Here is a 20,865-nt window from a genome sequence, read left to right on the forward strand (position 1 = left end):
AGCTAATTTATTAGTTTGTATATTTTTACCCAAGGTGCTCCCATTGAATCATCAATAAGCCCTTGGATGAGTTTTGTCATTAGGTACTTGTTGTGAAATTTGTACTCATACGTCCAAGTGTCAATCGGTTGCCCTTCTGTGTAAATAAGATGATAATAAAGAGTTTTGGAATCAATAGTGTACGTGAAATTCTCTCTTGCAGAACCTTCGTTAAAGTACTGTTCGACCACATTCCCGTTTGGTAAATACTCCACCACAACTCCATTCTCTACAGCTTTTAAGCTGCTTTCATCATAACCTTGTTCCACCAGTTGCCACTTACCAATAATCTTGTTTTCGTAGTCAATACTGTCATTGCTGTCATCGCACGCCACAACACCCAATAGCAGTATGGGGAGCAATACTAATAATCTAAGTCTTTTAATTTTCATGACTTTCTATGTTTTAGTTAATACTAAGAATGTGTTGGATTATTTTATTCGTTTATAAATATGAGTAGTAATCCCATGCAGCCCTTGGTTTATGTGTTTTATACGCAATTTATCATCATAGAACTTGTACGAATATTGAATAGCGTTTATCTCTTCGCCATCTAGAAACCAATGATAATATAGAAATGATTTCTTAGAATCAAAAGAATACTTATAGCCTTTCATTTCATATTCTTTTGATTCATAATAATACAAACCAACTGTGCCATCAGAAAAGTACTCTTTGTAATAACGAGGTGCTGCAACTTCATTAACATTAGGCCAATCTCCTATTGCAAATATTTCCCACTTCCCCAAGATAACCTTTTGCGGGTCCTTCTCGTCATTGTCATCACACGCTACCATACCCAATACCAACATGGGTAGCATCATTAATAATTTAAGTCTTCTAATTTTCATGCTTTTTTATGTTTTAGTTAATACTAAGAATGTGTCTTGATGTGTTACAGCTTTTTTGTTTGCAACAATAATATTCTACAAACTTAACAATCGTTTTTTGTTTTAACGAATAAAAAGCAAGAAATATTAACAGATGTGTTGAGAAACATAGAAGTTATGGAGCCATATATTCCCTACTTACCACACCCGCCAATTTGAGCGTCGATGTGATAAATAAGTATTTGGAGATGAAGAGTAGGCAGTTGTTGTAAATGAAATGTGGTGTGAAAAGCCGGTAGAATACCAACTCTTCACACCACACTTTTGTTGATGAGTCTATTTTTTATATAGTATCTGCTTAACTACTGCTTTCCCGTCAACCACTAAATGAACAAAATACATTCCGGCTGACAAGCCACTTAAGGATATTTGTGTACGTTCCGATTCACACTCTACTTCTCTTACCATGCCCAGTAACTCATGCCATACCTGAATGGTATATCTCTTGTTGGCAGTTCCTGCAAGTTGAGATTTGCTGGCAATGCTCTTTGTTTCGGCATTTTCCGATATGGAGACTGTAATAATATCATCTGCCGGATTTGGGTAGCAACTAAAAGTAATAGGGTCTTCACCCGGTCCGGGAGGAAGAGATGTTCCTTGCCGAACTTCGAGTCGTATTTGCACAGCGCTGCTTGTGCCGCAGCCATTTATGGCACGTACCTTGAATATTTGCGTTCCGATGCCTCTTGGTGTTATCTTTACGCAGTTTAGCCCACGAGTTATGTTCACACAACTGCCCGATACCTCTTCTATATCATACGTAAGATAAGGCATCTCGGTATATCCCTGATCGTCGAAATAGATAAAGTAATAGCGACCGGGAATCTGGTAGTCGTAAGTAATGGAATAAGTTACCATGTCGGACGTTGAGTATGGAGTTCCATCCATCCAAGTTACAGGGAGCGAGGGAGTGCCCACCGCAATGTTATTTTTCTCTAACCTGATTGTTTGTCCAGAGAAGGTTACATCCGCATAGATATCATGCTGCCCAGCGACTTTCTTTCTGAAAACAGCAGTATCTGTTCCTTGACCTGATACTAATTGCAGGGTAGAAGTGTGAAATACAACATTGCTGCCCCACGTTATTGTTGCACCTGTAGGGAGGTTGCTGATGGTGTAGGTGGCTTGGTCACAGATTTGGTCGGGGCCGGAGATGGAAAAGTCAGGCTTAACTGTTTCGACTGTATTTACCCCACTGCCTATTGGGTCTAACCAATTGCTTAATCTAGTAGAGTTTGTACCTCCGCCGGTCCATGATAAGTCAAAGCGTCCATACTCAGCTCGCGGTTGTTCACAATATGATTTAAATGGATTATAATTTTGGTTGCCATGTAACTGTCCCACTACTTTATGATCTTGATTTAATATTGGTGACCCAGAGGAACCATGTTCAACAATACCTGAATCAAAGTATACTAACCAATGGCTATTATTAACAAACCAAGTGCTTTTTTGAAAACTATTATTTTCAAAAGAGATTTTCATTACATCTCCTGCAGGATGGTGAATGCCTGTGCCTGAAGTAGGAGTGTTGTTGCTCTTATCCCAACCTAAAAACGTGAATTGTTGGTTTAATGCTGGTGTCGTTAATTCTAATAAAGCAAAATCACTAGTTTGCCAAGATGACCTTAAATTTGCCCCATTAAGAGTGATATAGCTTGTTGAAGTTGTTCCATTGCACATAGCTTTTTTGTATTGAAAACGAAAAGCCCAATTTTGTTCACTACCATCTAGACAGTGATAAGCAGTAAGGAAGTATGGCTTAAAGTCCTGGCTTGTGTTATTTAATAAAGAACCGGAACACCACGCATCTCCTCCAGATAACAAAATCATTGCGATAGCATCTGACTCCCTGCTCCAACTTGAGTGACATGTAATATCATTGTGGCAAGAAGATGCATTCCCTATTCCAGGTTCACTAAACATATTTATGTATCCATGTACAACGCGAGAAATACTTAATGATGATTTTTCTTTTGAGTTAATAGGTTCGAGGAGTTGGATAATAACCTCATCACCTTTTATTAAATCTGTAAGGAACAACATGTCTTTTTCCGTATTTTGCTTTTCTGTGACTGGTCCATATACCATTGATTTGTCTGTGTTATATATGTATAGGCAAGCTCCAGCAGGCAAAAATAGATGGTCAAAAATAAAGTTCAAAGAATAAGCTCCAGTGGACGATATTGTCATACTCCAAATGTTTGAAATAGCATTTGAACTCCATGTACCATCTGCAAGCGTATATTTTGTGTTGAATGCATGCCCAAATTTTAAAGGCAAAACGCTGCCTTGCCTTTTTTGAATTTCGTCTTCTTTTCTAACTCTCTGAACATCAACAAGAGGCATTTTTTTTGTCGGTATTGCTGCTTTGTGCTGAATTGTTAAAGCTTCCTTACGAAAGGGGAGGCTGTCAAAATCATTTTTGTTTGTAAAGAAGGAAGAAGAGACTTGTGCTGATAAATTGGCACAATAAAATAAACTAATTAAAAGAATGGTCTTTTTCATGGTGTCATCTTTTTATATCGTTTAACAATCGGAAGCGTGAACTCAATAGCTCCAGATAATAATTTTGTTTCTAATTTATTTCCATAAAATCTGTATTCATAAGTATTTATAGATTCATCGTTAAGTATTGAATAGAAACAAAGAAAGTCTGAGCTAATTGTGTAAGAAAATCGTTCAGTTGAGGTTTCCTCACTTGAATATACTTCAATACCCTCTCCATTTGATGAGAACTCAAGAATCACTCCATTTCCTACTGCTTTTAAGCTACCTCCATCGGGACCTTCTTCTACTAATTGCCACTTACCAATGATCTTGTTTTCGTAGTCAATATTGCCATTGCTGTCATCGCACGCCACAACACCCAATACCAGCATGGGTAGCAGCATTAATAATTTAAGCCTTTTGTTTTTCATGACTTTTTATGTTTTAGTTTATACTAAGAATATGTTTCAATGTGTAACTTCTTTAGTTTGAACGTTTATAAACATAGACTAAGTTACTTAGGTTATATTCCGGTCCTCGTACCTCAAATATTTTGAGTAATTCATTGCTAATTAAACACTTACAGTAGTAACTGTTATTAAAGACAAGCAAACTAGAGTCAATACTATATTGTCCTTGCAGATAGGTGTCTTCTTTGGCATTATAAAATAAAAAAGTTGCATCAGAAATAAATTCAATGTAACTACCATTGGGGGTAATGGTTTCCATGTCGTTTATACTTCCTTGTTCTACCAGATGCCATTTCCCGAGAATTGTATTTTTGTAATCGTCTTTTTTGCTGTCATCGCACGCCACCATACCCAATACCAACATGGGTAGCAGCATTAATAATTTAAGTCTTTTAATTTTCATAACTTTTTATGTTTTAGTTAATACTAAGAATGTGTCCTGGTATGTTACAGCTTTTTTGTTTGCAACAATAATATGCTACAAACTTAACAATCGTTTTTTGTATTAACGAATAAAATGCAAGAAATATTAACAGATGTGTTGAGAAACATAGAAACTATGGAGCCATAAGCATTCGATGTGAAAAGTTTCTTTGCTATTTTCAAAAAGAAATAAAATTATTTAATTTAATTCCTTTTTGAATTGTATTTATCCTATTTGCTATTATTCTGCTCTTTCTGTTCTTCCGCTTTTTACTCCTTATCCCAATTTACCCCCTTTCAGAATGCTCTTGAGTGAGGTTACTCTACCTGTAAACTTGAATCTTTCTTGTTCTTCTTCACAAAAACTCCGAAAATGGACTCATTTTTTCGAAAAACTCACTCCAAAAGCAAGAGAAACTGACTGCAAACTCAAATGAAACTGACTGCATTCTTATGAGAAATAGGCTCAAAAGGTAAATGCTTATAGAAGAAAGGGTGTTTGCTTATGGCTGAAGACCCAAATGCCATAAGCAAACAGTAAAAGAAGTACTGGCTCATCTATCAAGAGTGAATAACTTTGCAGAAACAATGCAAAAGCACACTTTTTAACTCCTTATTCGAGTTGGTGTCAATATAATCATATTAAAATTGTTTTCGAATAATTGGCTTTAATGTGCTTCTGTTTTTAGTTTTAGCGTGCCTTTTGGCTGCTATTTATTGAAATAGTTGTCTTTTTGAATTTGGAAAATCGCAATGGCTGCGCTTTTCTCAGGTTGCGCGGAGCGTGGGCTGTTTTTTGGCAACCATGAGTCGTTTGACGTTTTGACAAATTGTTATTTTGCTATTTCGATTTACTTACCTATCGCAATCTTATAACTCTTCTTGTCGGTGGTGACTACATACATTCCCATTGGTAACCCTGTAGTGTCAATGACTTTGCCTGTGGCAATGAACCGCCCGTTGAGGTCGTACAATTTCAGTGTTTGATTTGTAGCACTTCGCAGGAAATTTCCTTCGTGGCGGATGTCGTTCGCGTTCGGTTCTTTTATTTCACGAATAGAGGTTGCTTTTCTTTCTTGATACATTTCGTACTCCACGCTTGCCATGATAAACGGACCAACGCCTTTCATATCGTTCGATACCTTTTTCCCGGCATCCGAACCATCGAGGTAATAGTCGGCGCTTCCATCTCTACTTTTGCTGCTCGAAGGTCCCAACCCTGCCGAAGAGCAGATGTTGTTTAGTGAAATACTACCGCTACTCTCGCTGATGAAGTTAGCGATTAATCCCTTGTAGGCTTTAACAGCGCTTTGCTCGTACGTTGCTTCGTCAACCAATCCTAACCGTAATGCTTTAAATAATACATACGTAAACATGGACGAGGCGGAAGATTCGAGGTAGTTTTTGTTGCCTTGTTTGGAGGTAAACGTGTTGTCGTAGCGCAGTAATTGATACCAGCAGCCACTTTCGTTGTCTTGCCAGCGCTTTACCCCCGCCATTACCTGTGCGAATATCTGCTTGAGTTCCGCTTTGCGCTCATACGTGTCGGGGAGTATTTCGATCACATCGACCAATGCCGCGGCGTACCATCCCAATCCGCGTGCCCAAAATTCTTTGGAACATCCAAGGAAAGGCGCTGTTTGGTTTGCCCAGAAGTTGCAATTGACTTCGGTAGGAACGGCTGCCCACGCATGGTAATTCAGTTGATAATCGGCATCATAGGTTTTAGAGTGAATCAAAACAAACTGATCTACCACATCGCTCCATTTATTACCGTTGTTGAACTTCTTTTCGTAGGCAGCGTAATAACGCGCACCCATGAACAAGCCATCGAGCCACATTTGGTGCGGATATACTTTTTTGTGCCAGAACCCACCGTGCTCATTGCGCGGTTGATGGTCGAGCTGCTTGCGCAACGTGTCCAACGCTACTTTATAGTTAGCCGCTTCCTCTCTTTCGTGCACTTTCAGCAAGAACATTCCGGGGTTTACATAGTCGAGGTTGTATGCCGTGAAGCTGAATTTACTGCCAATCTTCCCGTTAGAGTTAACGGTGGCTTTGGCATGGTTTAGCGTGTAAGTGTAATATTTATCTTCTTTGTAGAGTTCATGCACTTTCAAGAGTGATTCCATAAACAATCCGGCAGGGTAGTCCCACGTAGTGATAGTGCCCCGGCGTGCCATTTCGGAATCTGCCATCCATTTTGAATAAGGTTCGCCGGCGCGGCATAGTGAACCGAAGATACAGGTAAATAGGAGCAAGATAATTGGTTTGTAGTGTTTCATCGTATTAAACATGTGTGTGTTATTGTTGGCGCAAACTTACAGAAAAATTGTCGGTTGCAAATTGTCTCTACACGTTAATCTTATATAACCTAACAGTTTAATTCAACGAAAATCCCTATATTTGCCCATTAAGTGAAAGCAATCTTTGCCCATTGAGTGAATTAGTTATTAACAAAACGCTTGACTTTTCAACAAGATTGGTAAAGAATTTCCTTTGATTGCCCTTGTTTTGAATGATTATTGCTTATTTCGCACGATTTAAAAATAATTTATGGGAAAGATAATCGCTTTAGCAAATCAGAAAGGTGGAGTAGGAAAAACTACTACAACAATAAATCTGGCAGCTTCGTTGGCTACACTCGAAAAGAAAGTGTTGGTAGTAGATGCCGATCCACAGGCAAATGCTTCGTCGGGGCTCGGTATTGACATTAAACAAGCCGCAAGTAGTATTTACGAATGCCTTATCAATAGGATAGACGTGCGAAAAGCACTGCTCGATACAGACCTTGAGTCGCTCAAGGTAATTCCTTCGCACATTAATTTGGTAGGTGCTGAGATAGAGATGCTGAACCTGCCCAATCGCGAGAAGATACTCAAAGAGGTACTCGACCCGCTAAAGGAGGAATTTGACTACATTCTCATAGATTGCTCACCCTCTTTAGGGTTGATTACCGTGAACTCGCTTACTGCTGCCGATTCGGTTATCATCCCCGTACAGGCAGAATACTTTGCCCTCGAAGGTATCAGCAAACTACTGAATACGATTAAGATAATCAAATCCAAACTCAATCCGCAGTTAGAGATTGAAGGCTTCTTGCTGACAATGTACGATTCGCGTTTGCGCCAAGCCAATCAGATCTTCGACGAAGTAAAGAGACACTTCCAGGAGTTAGTGTTCAATACGGTGATTCAGCGTAATGTGAAGTTGAGCGAAGCACCCAGCTATGGTGTGCCTGCTATTCTTTACGATGCGGAGTCTAATGGAGCCAAGAACTACATGGCGCTGGCGAAAGAATTAGTAGAACGCAGCAAATAAAACAGAGATATGGTACAGAAACGAAACGCACTGGGAAGAGGTTTGGACGCATTGCTCTCTATGGACGATGTAAAAACCGAAGGCTCTTCTACAATCAACGAAATAGAGTTAGCGAAGATAAAGGTAAATCCTAAGCAACCTCGCCATGAGTTTGACGAGACTGCTTTGCAGGAGCTTTCCGATTCTATTGCCGAAATAGGAATCATTCAGCCCATTACTTTACGTAAACTCTCCGAAGACGAGTACCAAATCATAGCAGGAGAACGTCGCTATCGTGCTTCACTGCGCGCGGGGTTAGTGCGTATTCCTGCCTACATCGTTACTGCCGATGACGAGAAGGTAATGGAGATGGCGCTTATTGAGAATATTCAGCGAGAAGACCTGAACTCCATGGAAATAGCCTTGGCGTATCAACACCTGTTGGAGCAATACAATTTGACGCAAGAGCGCCTGAGCGAACGTGTGGGTAAGAAAAGAACCACCATTGCCAACTACTTGCGATTGCTGAAGCTGCCTGCGCAAATCCAGATGGCGCTTCAAAACAAAGAGGTAGATATGGGGCATGCACGCGCATTATTGTCGCTTGGAGATCCTAAAATGCAGATGAAGCTCTTTAATGAAATTCAAACACATCATTATTCGGTACGCAAGGTCGAGGAGTTGGTAAAGTCGCTCGGCGAAGGAGAGTCCGTTCAGTGTGGCGATAAGAAAATTGCACCGAAGCGCGTAAAACAATCAGTGGAGTTTGAGCTATTGAAGAAACAACTATCGGGATTCTTTCAAACCAAGGTGCAGTTTACCTGCTCTGACAAAGGAAAAGGAAAGATAAGTATCCCGTTTAATAATGAAGAAGAACTGGAACGGATCATGGAACTTTTTGATTCGTTGAAAGAGAATAAATGATAGAGAAAAGAAACATAAATAGAATCTATGCAGCCCTGCTTCTCTGTATCTTACAGGTAGCAGGGATTAGTGTGTTTGCACAGGAGCGTTTGTTGGTCGACGATTCGTTACGCATAAACAAACCACTCATTGCAGATACGCTACTGCTTGACAGAGTAGAGCCGGTTTCGATTATGCTTGCCGACAGCTTGGAGGAAGTTAATATGCAGAACATGGCGAAACTCGATCAAGATACAATCCCCTTGCTCGCGCCACTTCCTGCCGATAGCCTGAAAGTTTTTGAACCAAAGAAACTTTGGGTACCCAATCCAACCAAGGCAACATGGTTGGCAGTGGTTTTTCCGGGAGGCGGACAAATTTATAACCGTAAGTACTGGAAGTTACCCATTATTTATGGTGGATTTGCCGGTTGTGCCTACGCGCTGACGTGGAATGATAAGATGTATAAAGATTACGCGCGCGCCTATGCCGACCTGAAAAGCGATGATCCTACACGGACAAGCTATTTGGATATCTTTGGTGACAATGTGCCAAAGTCGCGCATGGAAACAGTATCGAAGAAAAACCGCGACTTCTACAGGCGATACAGGGATATAAGTATCTTTGCCTTTGTGGGCGTTTATCTAATCTCTATTATTGACGCTTACGTAGATGCGGAACTCTCTAATTTTGATATCGGACCGGATTTGAGTATGCGACTGGAGCCCGCTGTGCTCGACAATCCGATGCAATCGTCAAGAAAGGCGGTAGGTATGCAGTGCAGCTTTCGATTCTAAAGCAGTAATATTAAAAAGGTAGTACGGATGAAAAACAAAAGAAATAATAAGACCAATGTGCTGATGCTGCTCTTTATGGCATTTTTAGCTATGCAAGTAAAGGCGCAAAGCGTAGATGTTGTAATCAACGAAAATGGTACCGAGCGGTTGGAAGTTATAGATTTGCCGGTGAGCATGACCTATCCCCTCGATAGTTTGTTGGTAGATTGGAAATTGCGAACTTTTGTCGTAGACATGCCCGAAGATTGCAGTACTACCACCGAAAACCCCACTTTTCTTGATTCGGTTTATATAGATCGTTTGTCGAGAATACCCTCCATCATGGAGATGCCTTACAATAGTATTGTTCGTCGTTTTATTGATGTATATACCGGTAGATTGCGCAATCAGGTTGCTTTTATGATTAGTGCAAACAACTTCTATATCCCCATCTTTGAAGAAGCACTCGATGCGTACGACCTTCCGTTGGAATTGAAATACCTGCCTATTATTGAATCAGCGTTGAACCCTTCGGCAGTATCGCGTGTGGGAGCTTCGGGACTTTGGCAGTTTATGATCAATACAGGGAAGATATACGGTTTGGAATCAAATAGCCTGGTCGACGATCGCCGCGATCCTATTAAAGCCACATGGGCTGCTGCCCGCTATCTGAAGGATTTGTATGGCATTTATAAAGATTGGAATCTGGTGATTGCCGCTTATAACTGTGGGCCGGGCAATGTAAACAAAGCTATTCGTCGCGCAGGTGGAACTACCGATTATTGGGCTATTTATAACAACCTTCCGCGCGAAACACGTGGTTATGTTCCTGCTTTTATTGCAGCCAACTATGTGATGAACTACTATTGCGATCATAATATTTGTCCGCTGGAAACCAATATGCCGGGCGATACCGATACCATTCAGATAAACCGTCGTGTGCACTTTGAGCAGATTGCAGCTGTTGCCGGTGTGGAAATGGAACAACTGAAGAGCTTGAATCCACAATACAAAAGAGATATTATTCCGGGTGATATTAAACCCTATACACTACGTATGCCACAAGCCAATATCTCACAGTTTATTGATCAACAAGATAGTGTGTATGCCTATAAAGCGAAGGAACTCTTTACGCAACGACGCACAGTGGAGGTGAAAGATACGCCAAGGAGAGCTGCTGCAGCACCTGCGGGCAGAACACTTGTAAATCATAAGATACGTTCCGGTGATAATCTCGGAGCTATTGCCGCCAAGTATAAGGTAAGAGTAAGTGATATTATGGCTTGGAATAATATGCGAAACAATAAAATTATAGCGGGTAAGACGCTGAAGATATATGTCAAGTGAGATGATTGACGACACGATAAAAAAAGAAAAGGCAGACGAAGAAATGATTGAAAAGGCATTTCAGGATCTGCTAGACAGTTATTTGGCAACGAAGCATCGCAAGAAAGTTGATATTATAACAAAGGCTTTTAACTTTGCCAATCAGGCTCATAGAGGTATTAAGCGACAGTCGGGCGAGCCTTACATTATGCATCCGCTGGCGGTGGCACGCATTGTTTGCGATGAAGTGGGGTTGGGCTCCACTTCCATCTGTTCGGCGCTGCTGCACGATGTAGTCGAAGACACCGACTACACAGTCGAAGATATTGAAAACATCTTTGGTCCGAAGATTGCACAAATCGTAGATGGACTAACAAAGATATCGGGTGGCATCTTTGCGGATAAAGCCTCGTCGGGACAAGCGGAGAACTTCAAAAAGCTGCTGCTTACCATGTCGAGCGATATTCGCGTGATACTTATTAAGATTGCCGATAGGCTACATAATATGCGTACGCTGGGGTCGTTGGCACCTAATAAGCAATACAAAATAGCCGGCGAAACTATCTATATTTATGCACCGCTTGCCAATAGGTTGGGATTGCACAAGATAAAGACCGAATTAGAAAACCTTAGTTTTAAATATGAGCATCCCGAAGAGTACAGGCAGATAGAATTAAAACTACTTGCTACTGCTGCCGAACGTGAAGATGCTTATAAAACTTTTACGGCGCCTATTCGTGTGGAACTGGATAAGATGGGTATGAAATACCGTATTCTGGCACGTGTTAAATCGATCTATTCCATTTGGAATAAGATGCAAACTAAGCATGTTCCGTTTGAAGAGATATACGATTTGCTTGCTGTGCGTATTATTTTCGATCCACAGAACCCGGAAGAAGAACTGAACGATTGTTTTGATATTTACGTTTCCATTTCTAAAATATATAAACCACATCCCGACCGTTTGCGCGACTGGGTAAGCCACCCAAAATCGAATGGTTATCAAGCGCTGCACGTCACCCTTATGGGGACTAACGGGCAGTGGGTGGAAGTTCAGATACGTAGTAATCGTATGAACGACGTTGCCGAACAAGGTTTTGCCGCCCACTGGAAATACAAAGAAGGAGGTGGTGGCGAAGACGAGGGCGAGCTGGAGAAATGGTTAAAGACGATTAAGGAAATCTTGGACGATCCACAACCTGATGCTATGGATTTTCTTGATACCATTAAGATGAATCTTTTTGCTTCGGAGATATTTGTTTTTACACCCAAAGGTGAAATCAGAACAATGCCACAAGATTCTACCGTGCTCGATTTTGCTTTTTCATTGCATACCGATGTGGGAAGGCATTGTATTGGTGCAAAAGTAAATCATAAATTGGTGCCGATAAGTCATAAACTGGAGAGTGGCGATCAGGTAGAGGTACTTACCTCCAAATCGCAACGTGTACAACCGCAATGGCTTATTTTTACTACCACAGCAAAGGCGCACTCAAAAATATCGGCTATCTTAAAGAAGGAGCAACGAGTAAGCCTAAAGAAGGGCGAAACAATACTGAATGAGTTTTTGCTGAAAGAAGGATTGCGTCCCGAAACATCTAAAATAGATCGATTGTTGCAAGCAAACAACCTCCAGACACGCGAAGAGTTTTTGGTGGCGCTTGGAAATGGTACGATAGTGTTGGGCGACGATGACAAACGCCTGTTAAAGGAGAAGCAAACCAACAACTGGAAAAAGTTCCTTGGATTCTCTCTCGGTCAAAGTTCAAAGGATAACAAAGAACACAAAGTAACGGCAGAAGAGATTGCTGCCGAAAAGGAGAAGATTAATCTTAAAAAAGTACTTAAAATAACCGATAGCGCATTGAAAAGCGATGTGCTTACGTTGGCTTCGTGTTGTTTGCCTATTCCCGGAGATGATGTGTTGGGATATCTTGATAATGACAGACGGGTGATTCTGCACAAACGTCAATGTCCTGTAGCGGTAAAACTGAAAAGTAGTTACGGCAACCGCATCTTGGCTACAGAGTGGGACGTTCATGAAATGTTGCCATTTACCGTGATTATATATATAAAAGGAATAGACGGATTGGGAATTATGAGTGATGTGACGAATGTGATTTCGCGCAAACTCAATGTAAACATCAAGAAGCTGCAAATGGAATCTAACGAAGGGCTTTTTGAGAGTAAATTGCAACTCTCCGTACGTGATGTGAATGATGTGAAAAACATCATGAGTCATTTGTTGAAACTACCCAATATCAAATCAGTATCTAGGGTAGAGGAATAATATAGCGCTTTAGGGCTGCGGTAAAGAAGAGTTGGGGTAGTGATCCAACTCTTTTTTTATGGCTAGTAATTCTTCGCGAAGTCTCTGCAAACGTTCTATGACTTCAATGCGCTTGGTTGTTTCATCTCCTTTGGTAGCAAGGCGCGTGCGTGCTCCGGGAAGAGTCATCCCCTCTACTTTTACTAAATGATAAATTAACTTGATTGTTTCGATGTCCTCTTTATTATAATGTCGTTTGCCACGCTCTTTCTTTTTGGGTGATAGCTGTGGAAACTCCTTCTCCCAGAAACGCAATGTTGCTACGTTTAGGTTGAACATTTTGGCTACTTCGCTAATGGAGTAATACAATTTGAAGTCTTTTTCCATCTCAGTTCTTTTAGCAGGTTAATCAAGTACTTGCCCGTTGTTGGCGGCAAATTCAATCATCTTGTTATAATCTTCGAGGCTTAAGTCCATGAAATAGTAGTTGATAGGATTAACGGGTTTGCCCTTTACATGTACTTCGTAGTGTAGGTGCGAGCCGGTACTCTTACCTGTGTTTCCTACACCTCCTATAACTTCGCCCCTGATTACTTTTTTACCACGCTTGACGCGTATATCCTGCAAGTGGGCATAAACCGTTTGATAGCCAAAGCCATGGTCGATGACAATTGTATTGCCATATCCCGATTGCCATCCTGTTTTTGTTACGATACCATTTCCGGTAGCATATATATTGGTGCCAAGTGGTGCGGCAAAGTCCATACCTTGGTGAAATTTACGCGTTTTATAAATGGGGTCTATACGCATACCATAACCTGAAGCGGTGCGGCGTAAATCTTTATTAGACACTGGTTGAATAGCGGGGACACTTCGGAGCATCTCTTCGTGGTTTTTTGCCAGATCAAGTACGTTGTCAAAAGATAGAGATTGTATGTATAACTGTTTGTAGAGTAAATCTAGTTTTTGAGTGGTGTTTACTACCAACTCTGCGTTTGCCATGTTCATCAGGTTCTCATAGCGGTTAGTGCCACCGTAGCCGGCTTTGCGAATAGCGGTGGGAACTGGGTCTGCCATGAAAATAGCGCGATACAGGTTATCATCACGTTGTTGAACGGCTTGCAATACTTCGAGTGCATCATCAAGTCGTTTGGATAGAACATTGTATTGCGCTTCGAGCTCGCTGTTGGCTTTACGTAACTCTTTTTCGGAAGGTGTACCGAATATGACAAGGAAAATAAGAAAAGTAACCACACCAAAGCCCATGCCAATAAATGTACGACGCAGAATACCCATAATCCGTTGCCGGATAGTGGGATATATCCTGTCATAGGTCTGTGTTTGAGGGTTGTAGATGTAGTATACTTTACGCATAAAAGTCGAAATAATCGCCCGTTAATGTGACAAAAGTAATAAAAACAACCTATCTTTGCGCAGTTTAACAATTTTAAGTGGATAAGTTTTACGTTTTTTAGGCTAAAACCCGCATCTGCTTACACCGATATAACTTCAAAAAGGAATAATTCAAAACGCAAATTATGTTGACTGCAAAAGAGACCAGAGAATCTTTCAAGAGTTTTTTTGAATCCAAAGGACATAAGATTGTACCTTCGGCACCCATGGTAATAAAGGACGACCCAACGTTGATGTTTACCAATGCGGGAATGAATCAGTTCAAAGATATTATTTTAGGAAATCAACCCATTAAATATGCCCGTGTGGCAGACTCTCAAAAATGTTTACGTGTAAGTGGAAAACACAATGACTTGGAAGAGGTAGGACACGATACATACCACCATACGATGTTCGAGATGTTGGGCAACTGGTCGTTTGGCGATTACTTCAAGAAAGAAGCTATCGAATGGTCGTGGGAGTATCTGGTTAGTGTTCTGAAGCTCGATCCCAACCGTTTATATGCTACGGTTTTCGAAGGAAGTCCTGCCGAGAATCTGGAACGCGACAATGAGGCTGCCGCTCTTTGGGCGCAGTTCCTTCCCGAAGAACGTATTATTAATGGAAACCGGAAAGATAACTTCTGGGAAATGGGTGATACAGGTCCTTGCGGCCCTTGTTCCGAAATACACATTGACTTACGCCCCGAAACCGAACGCAAAGAAGTGGACGGATTGACACTTGTAAACCAAAGCCACCCACAGGTGGTAGAAATATGGAATCTGGTATTCATGCAATACAACCGCAAAGCAGATGGAACACTCGGTGAACTTCCTGCTAAGGTTATTGATACTGGTATGGGTTTCGAGCGTCTTTGTATGGCGTTGCAAGGAAAAACATCCAACTACGATACCGATGTGTTTCAACCCATATTGAAAGAAATAGCCAAACTTGGCAACACAGTTTATGGTAAAGATGCGCAACAAGATATAGCTATGCGTGTTATTGCCGACCATGTGCGTACAATTGCTTTTTCGATAACCGATGGTCAGCTACCTTCCAACGCTAAGGCTGGTTATGTTATTCGTCGTATCCTTCGTCGCGCGGTTCGTTATGGTTACACTTTCCTTGGGCAGAAGCAGGCATTTATGTATAAATTACTTCCCGTATTGATTGAAAGCATGGGGGATGCTTATCCTGAATTGGTAGCACAGAAAGTACTTATTGAAAAGGTGATGAAGGAAGAAGAAGATGCTTTCCTGCATACATTGGAGACTGGTATTCGTTTGTTGGAGAAGACCATGGCAGATGTAAAAGCTGCCGGAGGCACAGTAATAAGCGGTAAAGATGCTTTTACACTATATGACACTTTCGGTTTTCCGCTGGACCTTACCGAACTCATTCTCCGCGAGAATAACATGACTGTTAAACTTGATGAGTTTGACAAGGAAATGCAAATGCAAAAGGAACGCGCGCGCAATGCTGCCGTAGTCGAAACAGGCGACTGGGTTACTCTGCGTGAAGGCAATTCTGAATTTGTGGGTTATGACCATACCGAGTGCGAAGTCTCTATTCTTCGTTATCGCGAAATAACACAAAAGGGAAAGAAGCTCTACCAAATAGTACTTGACAATACCCCGTTCTATGCAGAAAGTGGCGGACAGGTAGGCGACACAGGTACTTTGACAAATGAAGAGGAAACAATAGAAATTGTTGATACAAAGAAAGAAAATAATCTTGCTGTGCACATCACTAAGAAGATGCCGCAACATCCCGAACGTGTATTTAAAGCTGCTGTGGATATTAAAAAGCGCATGGCTACCATGGCAAACCACTCGGCTACACACTTGCTCGATGCTGCTTTGCGTCAGGTGTTGGGTACACACGTAGAACAAAAAGGTTCGCTTGTGTCATCTGAAGGCTTACGTTTTGACTTCTCTCATTTTCAAAAAATGACCGACGAAGAGATTCGCAAAGTAGAACAGTTGGTAAATGCTCGTATCCGCGAAGATATTCAATTGGTAGAATATCGCAATATTCCTATTGCACAAGCTAAAGATTTAGGAGCTATTGCTTTGTTTGGCGAAAAATACGGTGATGAAGTTCGCGTTATTAAATTTGACGATTCAATAGAATTCTGTGGTGGAACACACGTGTCGGCTACAGGGAAAATAGGTTTCTTTAAAATAACAACCGAAAGCTCTATTGCTGCAGGTGTTCGTCGTATAGAAGCTATGACTGGCGAACGTGTGGAGCAACTGTTTTATACAATACAAGATACGTTGGCCGATTTGCGCACACTCTTTAATAATGCCCCCGACCTATCTGTGGCTATTCGCAAATATATTGACGAAAATGCCGGACTGAAAAAGCAATTAGAGGACTTTGTTAAGGAGAAACAAATTTTGCTGAAGAAGCGAATGGTACAAAACAGCACCGAAGTAAAAGGTGTGCAGATTATTAAATATGTAGGCCCAATGCAAGCAGATGTGGTGAAGAATATTGCTTTCCAACTGCGTGGCGAATACCCCGAAAACCTATTCTTTGTTGTAGGTAGCTATGATGGAGAGAAGCCGATGTTAACAGTAATGATTAGCGATAATTTGGTAGCTAACGGATTAAACGCAGGACAGTTAGTACGCGAAGCAGCTAAATTGATTCAAGGTGGCGGCGGTGGACAAGCGCATTTTGCAACTGCAGGCGGCAAAAATCCGGATGGACTCGCTCAGGCAGTAGATAATATTCTACAACAGGCAGAGGCTTCATTCTGACAAATACCAGAACCTCATAAGTTAGAAATAAGAGCCATAGACAGTTGATGTTTATGGCTCTTTTTGTATGAACAAGTTTTACTTGTATTACTCTTTGATATTACGTTTTTTTCTGACTGATTTTTACTTCACTTCTGACTGATTTTTGTTCTGTTTCTCACTGAGTTTTCTGCAAAAAGCAGTGAGAAAATTAGAGCAAAACTCTTTGTGAATACTTTGTGAAGGCAAAAAGAGGGGGTCTTCACAAGTAACCCGCTTACTCCCATTTAGTTACAGCGTTTTGTGAATGTGAAGACCTATTCCCTAAATACAGTATAGAGTGATGTTTTACGCTATTTGAATTCTTTAAATAACGCAAAAAAAGCTCTACTAATCACAACTTTGTCTTTTGTTCATCCCCTCAAGCGAAAAAAAGTTAATGAAATAGTCGATTTATTAATTAGAAGTATTATATTTGGAAGACTTTTTTTGAATAAAGTCAGAAGCTAATAGCTAAATCACTTAAAATATGCTCGAGAAAACATTGGTTTTACTAAAGCCGAGCGCCCTTCAAAGAGGGCTTGTAGGCGAAATAATCCAAATCTTTGAGAAGAAGGGGTTGAAGCTTTGTGGCATGAAAATGATACAGCTCACGGATGAAATCCTTAATGTGCATTATGCTCATTTGCGTGAGAAGCCATTCTTCAAATACGTAAAGGATTCAATGAAAGCTACACCCGTTATAGCATGCTGTTATGAAGGAGTAGAAGCTGTGCGTGTAGTTAGAGCGCTGTCGGGGGTGACAAATGGACGCCTTGCAGCTCCGGGAACAGTACGGGGCAATTACTGTGTTAGCAGTCAGGAAAACATTGTCCATTCATCAGATTCTCCTGAGGCAGCGGTGATAGAACTTAAACGATTTTTTAACGACGAAGAAATTTTTAATTATAAACAGTCAACATTCGACTACCTATATGGGAGTGATGAATATTAAGTTGGCTATGAAAAGCTTATGAGTTTTACAGGAATGAAAATATGGCTGTCGGCTGTGGCAATACTTCTAAGTGCGAATGCTTTTTCGCAAGACCTCATCGCCCGTCAAGCACCAGTCGACAGAAAATTAAAAAGCGTGGATTCTTTATTAATCCAGAAGCAACTGAAACTTGAAGAAACTTATCCGTATCCTGCATTTGATCTCTATCCTGATTGGAATAAAACATCTGTGCATAACTATGCCGGTGTGAAACTTCCTTTGGAGCATCAAATAGATTTGACGGGATTTTGTATGCCTACAACCAATACACGTATAACTTCAAAATTCGGACCGCGTCGCCGGAGAATGCACAATGGTATAGACGTGAAAGTGCAGGTTGGCGATAGTATTTATGCAGCGTTTGACGGCAAAGTGCGTATTGTGAGGAATCAGGGGCGTAGAGTGGGCTATGGTTTGTATGTAGTAATACGTCATAACAACGGGCTGGAAACTGTTTATGGACATCTCTCTAAACAACTGGTAAAAGAAGATGACTATGTAAAAGCGGGAGAGTTGATTGGACTTGGTGGTAATACGGGTCGTTCCACAGGTTCACATCTACACTTCGAAACCCGTTTTCTGGGTGTTGCCATTAATCCGGCTCTGATTTTTGATTTTACCAAACAAGATATTGTAGCCGATAACTTTACTTTCCGTAGCCGCAAAGGTTCAACCTCTTCTTCAACTACATTGGTTGCCGATGGTGACGGAGTTATTCGTTATCACAAAGTACGTTCGGGCGATACTTTGTCTAGAATTGCTTCGCAGCGCGGTGTTTCTATCGATACTCTTTGTGAATTGAATCGCATAACACGCAAAACAATACTCAGACCCGGTCAGGTATTGCGCTGTTCTTAATAATAAAAGGTAATAAACAAGGGGTACTTTAATGATATTTAGAGTACCCCTTTTTCATTGTTCTTTATTAATTACTATCTTTGCACATCCTATTTGTATGAAAATGAAAGATACCAAACAGCAATTTGAACATGTAGTAAGCCTTTGTCGCGAATTGTTCTTCAAGAAGCTACATGATTACGGTCCTTCCTGGCGCATACTGCGGCCTTCTTCGCTTACAGATCAAATCTACATTAAAGCAAATCGTATTCGTAGTATTGAAATCAAAGGCGTTTCGCTGGTCGATGAAGGTATTCGTTCAGAATTTATAGCCATTGTAAATTATGGTATTGTGGGTTTAATTCAACTGGAACGCGGATGTTCCGACACTGCCGATATGACTAACGACGAGGCTATGATGTTATACGACAAGTATGCCAAAGTAGCACTTGATTTAATGTTAGCAAAAAACCATGATTATGACGAAGCATGGCGTGGCATGAGAATAAGTTCTTATACAGATCTTATCTTAATGAAGATTTACCGAACAAAACAGATTGAGAGTTTGGATGGTAACACTCTTGTCTCCGAAGGGGTCGATGCAAACTACATGGATATGATCAATTATGCAGTCTTTGGGCTAATAAAATTGGAGTTTGGAGAGTGAAAACCTACATATGATCACGAAAGTGTGGACAAACATTTGTCGGTTTGTGCTGGCTGTTGTGTTTGTCTTCTCTGGATTTGTAAAAGCGGTAGATCCGTTAGGCTCTGTCTATAAGATACAAGACTACCTGGAAGCTTTCGGTATGGCGTCATGGTTTCCATTCTTCATTGTTCTAATTATTGCAGTGGGGCTTTCTACACTTGAGTTTGTTCTTGGAATTATGTTGCTGTTTGGTACAAAACAAATATCAACATCCATACTAACTTTGGCGTTTATGCTTGTGATGACTCCATTGACGCTCTATCTGGCAATAGCCAACCCGGTTTCGGATTGTGGCTGTTTTGGTGATGCGTGGGTGCTGACTAACTGGCAAACATTCTGGAAAAACATATTCTTACTGATTGCAGCAGTTTCGATATTTGTTTGGCAAAACAAAATGATTCGTTTTGTCAGCGTAACAAGCCAGTGGCTGATAATGCTCTATTCTATTCTTTTTATCGTGGGTATTTCTATTTATAGTTTACAGTATTTACCTATATTGGATTTTCGTCCATACAAAATCGGAAACAATATTCTTAAAGAAATGTCCATACCCGAAGGAGAAAGTCCTAGTGTGTATGAAACTGTTTTTGTTTTGCAAAAGGACGGGAAGAAAAAAGAATTCAACTTAGAGAATTACCCTGATAGCACATGGAAGTTTGTAGATACTCGCTTGGTGTTGAAAGAAAAGGGATATGAACCTACAATTCAAGATTTTTACATGCTGAGTTTGGAAACTGGTGCCGACATCTCTGCCGAAGTGCTTTCCAATCCTTCTTATACCTTCCTGTTGTTATCTCCACGCATTGAAGAGGCAAGTGATAATAACATTGACTTAATAAATGAAATTTATGATTACAGTGTGGATAGAGGTTATTCTTTTTATGCGATGACTTCTTCTTCTGATTTTCAAATAGAGCAATGGAGGGATAGAACAGGAGCGCAGTATCCTTTTTGCTTTGCAGATGAGATAGCACTGAAAACCATTGTGCGTTCTAATCCCGGCTTGCTGCTGATGAAGGATGCTGTAATACTAAACAAATGGAGTCATGAGGCTTTGCCCGATGAATATGAGCTGACTGACGCATTGGAGAATATAGAATTGGGCAAGCAGAAAGAAATAGGTACATTCAATACAATAGGTATAATATTTATGTGGTATTTTGTTCCTTTGTTGATAGTAATGCTACTTGATTTCGCCGTTGTAAGGAAGAAAATATTCCATCGAAAAAGACAAAAAGAGATAAATTAATTAACCCTT

The 20,865-nt window shown here is 40.7% G+C and carries 18 protein-coding genes and 1 pseudogene; 11 read left to right on the forward strand and 8 right to left on the reverse strand.

Annotated features, from left to right (window positions below; translation table 11 throughout):
• Positions 1-2: 2 nt before the first annotated feature.
• Entirely contained in the window at positions 3-431 is a 429-nt protein-coding gene (locus D0T50_RS05235) for a lipocalin family protein (RefSeq protein ID WP_163222456.1), read from the reverse strand.
• A 39-nt stretch (positions 432-470) separates the two neighbouring features.
• Entirely contained in the window at positions 471-890 is a 420-nt protein-coding gene (locus D0T50_RS05240) for a hypothetical protein (RefSeq protein WP_163222457.1), read from the reverse strand.
• A 164-nt stretch (positions 891-1,054) separates the two neighbouring features.
• Here D0T50_RS05240 and D0T50_RS13950 point away from each other — a divergent pair.
• A pseudogene (locus tag D0T50_RS13950) lies at positions 1,055-1,141 on the forward strand (DUF58 domain-containing protein); the annotation flags it as partial.
• 64 nt (positions 1,142-1,205) lie between these two features.
• On the opposite strand, the gene D0T50_RS05250 reads toward D0T50_RS13950, so the two are convergent.
• The 4 genes from D0T50_RS05250 to D0T50_RS05265 all read right to left on the reverse strand — a co-directional run bounded on the left by D0T50_RS05250 (position 1,206) and on the right by D0T50_RS05265 (position 6,597).
• Positions 1,206-3,437 (reverse strand): trypsin-like peptidase domain-containing protein, encoded by a 2,232-nt coding sequence (locus D0T50_RS05250; protein ID WP_163222458.1) that lies wholly within the window; start codon positions 3,435-3,437, stop codon positions 1,206-1,208.
• Positions 3,434-3,850, reverse strand: coding sequence for a hypothetical protein (locus tag D0T50_RS05255; RefSeq protein WP_163222459.1), 417 nt, complete (start codon positions 3,848-3,850; stop codon positions 3,434-3,436). The genes D0T50_RS05250 and D0T50_RS05255 overlap by 4 nt, the downstream gene beginning before the upstream one ends.
• A 52-nt stretch (positions 3,851-3,902) precedes the next feature.
• Positions 3,903-4,292: a hypothetical protein gene (locus D0T50_RS05260; RefSeq protein ID WP_163222460.1), complete on the reverse strand. Its 390-nt coding sequence runs from the start codon at positions 4,290-4,292 to the stop codon at positions 3,903-3,905.
• An 871-nt stretch (positions 4,293-5,163) separates the two neighbouring features.
• Complete coding sequence (locus D0T50_RS05265; protein ID WP_163222461.1) at positions 5,164-6,597, reverse strand: glycoside hydrolase family 88 protein; 1,434 nt, start codon at positions 6,595-6,597, stop codon at positions 5,164-5,166.
• 271 nt (positions 6,598-6,868) lie between these two features.
• On the opposite strand from D0T50_RS05265, the gene D0T50_RS05270 reads away from it, so the two are divergent.
• The 5 genes from D0T50_RS05270 to D0T50_RS05290 are packed head-to-tail and all read left to right on the forward strand — an operon-like array spanning position 6,869 to position 12,907.
• Positions 6,869-7,633 carry a ParA family protein gene (locus D0T50_RS05270; protein WP_163222462.1) on the forward strand — a complete coding sequence of 255 codons (765 nt, stop codon included), beginning with the start codon at positions 6,869-6,871 and terminating at the stop codon, positions 7,631-7,633.
• A gap of 9 nt (positions 7,634-7,642) precedes the next feature.
• Positions 7,643-8,536, forward strand: a complete 894-nt coding sequence (locus D0T50_RS05275) for a ParB/RepB/Spo0J family partition protein (protein ID WP_163222463.1) — start codon at positions 7,643-7,645, stop codon at positions 8,534-8,536.
• On the forward strand, positions 8,533-9,312 hold the full coding sequence (locus D0T50_RS05280; RefSeq protein ID WP_163222464.1) for a DUF5683 domain-containing protein: 780 nt from the start codon (positions 8,533-8,535) through the stop codon (positions 9,310-9,312). Before D0T50_RS05275 ends, D0T50_RS05280 begins: the two co-directional genes overlap by 4 nt.
• A gap of 27 nt (positions 9,313-9,339) precedes the next feature.
• Positions 9,340-10,638, forward strand: a complete 1,299-nt coding sequence (locus D0T50_RS05285; protein ID WP_163222465.1) for a lytic transglycosylase domain-containing protein — start codon at positions 9,340-9,342, stop codon at positions 10,636-10,638.
• Complete coding sequence (locus D0T50_RS05290) at positions 10,628-12,907, forward strand: bifunctional (p)ppGpp synthetase/guanosine-3',5'-bis(diphosphate) 3'-pyrophosphohydrolase (protein WP_239058212.1); 2,280 nt, start codon at positions 10,628-10,630, stop codon at positions 12,905-12,907. Before D0T50_RS05285 ends, D0T50_RS05290 begins: the two co-directional genes overlap by 11 nt.
• A gap of 9 nt (positions 12,908-12,916) precedes the next feature.
• Here the strand turns inward: D0T50_RS05290 and D0T50_RS05295 are convergent, their stop codons facing one another.
• A complete protein-coding gene (locus tag D0T50_RS05295; RefSeq protein ID WP_163222466.1) occupies positions 12,917-13,273 on the reverse strand; it encodes a MerR family transcriptional regulator in 357 nt (118 codons plus the stop codon).
• An 18-nt stretch (positions 13,274-13,291) separates the two neighbouring features.
• The gene (locus D0T50_RS05300) at positions 13,292-14,260 is read right to left on the reverse strand and encodes a M23 family metallopeptidase (protein ID WP_163222467.1); all 969 of its coding nucleotides are present in this window, start codon (positions 14,258-14,260) and stop codon (positions 13,292-13,294) included.
• Positions 14,261-14,424: 164 nt separating this feature from the next.
• Between D0T50_RS05300 and alaS the strand changes: the two genes are divergently transcribed.
• The 5 genes from alaS to D0T50_RS05325 all read left to right on the forward strand — a co-directional run bounded on the left by alaS (position 14,425) and on the right by D0T50_RS05325 (position 20,856).
• Entirely contained in the window at positions 14,425-17,049 is a 2,625-nt protein-coding gene (alaS, locus tag D0T50_RS05305) for an alanine--tRNA ligase (RefSeq protein ID WP_163222468.1), read from the forward strand.
• A gap of 508 nt (positions 17,050-17,557) precedes the next feature.
• Complete coding sequence (gene ndk / locus D0T50_RS05310; RefSeq protein WP_163222469.1) at positions 17,558-18,022, forward strand: nucleoside-diphosphate kinase; 465 nt, start codon at positions 17,558-17,560, stop codon at positions 18,020-18,022.
• Between the two features lie 18 nt (positions 18,023-18,040).
• A complete protein-coding gene (locus tag D0T50_RS05315) occupies positions 18,041-18,919 on the forward strand; it encodes a peptidoglycan DD-metalloendopeptidase family protein (RefSeq protein WP_163222470.1) in 879 nt (292 codons plus the stop codon).
• A 103-nt stretch (positions 18,920-19,022) separates the two neighbouring features.
• Complete coding sequence (locus D0T50_RS05320) at positions 19,023-19,565, forward strand: DUF1599 domain-containing protein (protein ID WP_163222508.1); 543 nt, start codon at positions 19,023-19,025, stop codon at positions 19,563-19,565.
• A complete protein-coding gene (locus D0T50_RS05325; protein WP_163222471.1) occupies positions 19,555-20,856 on the forward strand; it encodes a BT_3928 family protein in 1,302 nt (433 codons plus the stop codon). The genes D0T50_RS05320 and D0T50_RS05325 overlap by 11 nt, the downstream gene beginning before the upstream one ends.
• Positions 20,857-20,865: the final 9 nt, after the last annotated feature.

It is taken from the genome of Bacteroides sp. 214 (genome assembly GCF_010501015.1).
Classification (GTDB): Bacteria; Bacteroidota; Bacteroidia; order Bacteroidales; family Bacteroidaceae; genus Bacteroides.